This window comes from Streptomyces sp. PA03-1a, assembly GCF_033792805.1.
Lineage (GTDB): Bacteria > Actinomycetota > Actinomycetes > Streptomycetales > Streptomycetaceae > Actinacidiphila.
The window spans coordinates 1-2663 of record NZ_JARAVO010000441.1 but is presented as its reverse complement, the minus strand read 5'-3'; the positions used below and the strand labels follow the sequence as shown (position 1 = coordinate 2663).

3 protein-coding genes are annotated in these 2663 nt (G+C 74.8%); 1 reads left to right on the top strand and 2 read right to left on the bottom strand.

All coding sequences use genetic code 11. The features are described 5' to 3' along the window. Positions 1 to 522: class I SAM-dependent methyltransferase (locus PV341_RS44630; protein WP_500360973.1), on the top strand; the 522-nt coding region annotated here is incomplete at its 5' end. 53 nt (positions 523 to 575) lie between these two features. Here the strand turns inward: PV341_RS44630 and PV341_RS44625 are convergent. Continuing rightward, positions 576 to 1013: a hypothetical protein gene (locus PV341_RS44625; protein ID WP_500330154.1), complete on the bottom strand. Its 438-nt coding sequence runs from the start codon at positions 1011 to 1013 to the stop codon at positions 576 to 578. 142 nt (positions 1014 to 1155) lie between these two features. After that, a complete protein-coding gene (locus tag PV341_RS44620; RefSeq protein ID WP_500330152.1) occupies positions 1156 to 2634 on the bottom strand; it encodes a SulP family inorganic anion transporter in 1479 nt (492 codons plus the stop codon). Between the last annotated feature and the right edge of the window lie 29 nt (positions 2635 to 2663).

Sequence of the window (2663 nt, the reverse complement as noted above, 5' to 3'; positions counted from 1 at the left end):
GGGCAGCCGGACGTGCCGCTCGTACGCGGGGACGGGGACGCGCTGCCGTTCGCGTCCGGGGTGGCGGACTTCGTGACGTACGCCCAGGCGTGGCACTGGACGGACGCGGCCAAGTCCTCCCCCGAGGCGGCACGGGTGCTGCGGCCGGGCGGCGCGCTCGCGCTGTGGTGGAACGTGCCGGACCTGGGCGTCGCCTGGGTGCGGGAGCAGGAGGAGCGGCTGGCCCGCGCGGTCCCCCGCTACCACGAGAACGGCCTGACGGGGACGGCGGAGGACATCCTCCGTTCGCTCGGCTCCCGCCTGGGGATGCGCACCGAGACCCGCGTCCTGCACTGGACGCGCACCGTCGCGCTGGACACGCACCTCACGATGCTCGGCAGCCGTTCCTACTTCGCCGTGCTCGCCCCGGACACCGCCCGCCGCATCCTCGACGACGAGCGGCGCGCGCTGCTGGCGCTCTTCCCGGACGGTCACGTGGTCGAGCCCTACAAGGTCGACCTCACGGTGGCGGTCAAGGACTGACGGTCGAGGACCGAGAGGGTCAAGGCCCGGCGGCCGGGGCACGGCGGCCGGCCCTAGCCGGCCCGCCGCTTCCCGGCCACCGAACCGACGACGCCGACCACGCCCGCGACGAGGACCCCTCGCCACAGGCCGTCCCAGAGGCTGCCGAAGAAGCCCTCGGAGGTCAGGATCTGGCGCATCACGACGTCGGTGACGAGCAGCATCCCCGCCGGGACCAGCGCGACGCGCCAAGGGTGGGCCGCCGCCCAGCGGCGTATGCGGCGGTCGGCGCGCGGGCCGCGCCCGGTCACCGCGCCGGCGCCGCCGACGAGGAAGAAGAGCATCAGCGCGACGGACACGGCGCCGGCGACGACGCCGAGCCCGAAGTCGCCGCTCAGGGCGGAGGCGGCGAGGGAGACCCCGCCGCCGATCGCGCCGACCGCCGCCGCCGGGCGCCAGGGGCCGAGGGTGGCCGAGGCCATCGCGAGCTGCCGCTTCTCGGCTCCGGTCACGTCCCGGGATACATCGGTAGAACGCCTCATATGGCCACGGTCACTCCGCTCCGCTCCCGAAGCCATAGGGGATGACCCTGAGACGGCCCGGAACCGTGGGTCAGGGGCGGCGCCCCGTCCCGCCCGGTCCCGGGCCGTCGCGTCACACCGGTGCGCCCTGCACCCGGACGGGCGTCACCCCCTCCTCGTTGTGCCGCTCGGCCCAGCCGAGCAGGGCCATGCCGCAGGCGTGGTCGAGGTGCCGCAGCCGGCGCAGGTCGAGTTCCATCGGGCGGTCACGGGGCAGCGCCTCCAGTTGCTCCAGCAGCTTGGGCAGCCGCAGGAAGGTGGCGTTGCCCAGCACGCGGACGACGATCGGGCCCTCACCCTTGTCGTGGATCTCCACATGGGTCTGCGAGGTCTCCCAGGCAGCCTTGACCACGGCCGTGAGCAGCCCGATGAGGACCCCTTCGAACATGTTGGTGGCCACGATCGCCGTCGCGGTCACCACCAGGACGACGGCCTCGCCCCGGTGCGCGCGCCACAGCGGCACGAGCTCCTTCACCGGTACGAGCTTCCAGCCCGCGTGCACCAGCACACCCGCCAGCGCCGCCACGGGGATCACCCCCAGGGCGCCGGGGATCAGCGCGGCGAACAGCAGCAGCCACACGCCGTGCAGCACACGTGCCGCCTTCGTACGGGCGCCCGCCTGCACGTTGGCCGCGCTGCGGACGATCACCGCGGTCATCGGGAGGGCCCCGAGCGCCCCGCAGACAGCGTTGCCCGCGCCCTGCGCGATGAGTTCCTTGTCGTACTCCGTGCGCGGCCCGTCGTGGAGCCGGTCCACCGCGGCGGCGCTGAACAGGCTCTCGGCGGAGGCGATCAGCGTGAAGGCCAGCACGGTGCCGATCACGGACAGGCTGGCCAGCCCCGCGAACTGCCCGGCACCCGGCGGCTGGACGACGTCGAGCAGCCCCGCCACCTCGACGCGCTGGACCGGCAGGCCGAACAGCACGGCCGCGCCCGTGGCCAGCGCGACCGCGGCCAGCTGCCCCGGCAGCAGCCGCGCGGCACGCGGGATGCGGGGCCACAGCACGAGGACCGCGATGGTGCCGCCGCCGACGGCGAGCGCGGTGAGCGCGGTGGGTGAGGCGACGGTGCCCGCGACCAGTCCCGGTAATCCGGCGATCTTCGCGACGCCGCCTGCCGGTGCCGCGGTGTCGGTGAGCGCGTAGACCTGTCCGGCGATCAGCACCAGGCCGATGCCGGCCAGCATGCCCTGGACGACGGCGACGGAGATGGCCCGGAACCAGCGGCCGAGCCGGAGCACGCCCATGGCGAGCTGCAGCCCGCCCGCGCAGAGCACGAGCACGCCCAGTGAGGGCAGTCCGAAATCCTGGACCGCCTCGTAGACCAGGACGGTGAGTCCGGCGGCCGGGCCGGACACCTGGAGGCTGCTGCCGGGGAGCAAGCCGGTCACGATCCCGCCGACGATGCCGGTGACCAGGCCGAGTTCGGCCGGCACCCCCGAGGCGACGGCCACGCCCACGCAGAGCGGCAGGGCGACGAGGAAGACGACGAGGGAGGCGGTGACGTCGGCGCGCAGCGACTGCGGGCGGGGCAGTCGCGACGCGGCGCGCATGAGGCGGCTCACCGCGCGGGGGCGGGGGT